Below are 329 nucleotides of genomic sequence, written 5' to 3' on the forward strand. Positions count from 1 at the left end.
GGGTTCAGCTCCGGCTGATCCAGCCGCACGAAGTCTCCGGCGGGTTCCAGTTCCACCCCGGCGTCGTCAATGGGAACGGGCCTGTACTCCCGGCCGGAGATAGCGGCCAGTTCATACGCCATGCCGTTGTGGGAAAGCAGGTCCGGCCGGTTGGGCGTCACTTCCACTTCCACCAGGGTATCTGCCTTGACAACCTGGGAAATAGGCGTGCCGGGTTCCAGTTCCTGGGGGAGAATCCAGAGACCGTGCTCCTTGTCGGGAAGCCCCAGCTCAGAGGCGGAACAGAGCATGCCGCGGGACTCCACGCCGCGCAGCTTGCCCACCTTGAT

General features: G+C 64.1%; 1 pseudogene. It reads right to left on the minus strand.

What is annotated here, in order from left to right:
- Positions 1–329: pseudogene (locus WW58_RS09755) on the minus strand (phenylalanine--tRNA ligase subunit beta); the annotation flags it as partial.

Source organism: Akkermansia sp. UNK.MGS-1, assembly GCF_000980515.1.
Taxonomy (GTDB): domain Bacteria; phylum Verrucomicrobiota; class Verrucomicrobiia; order Verrucomicrobiales; family Akkermansiaceae; genus Akkermansia; species Akkermansia muciniphila.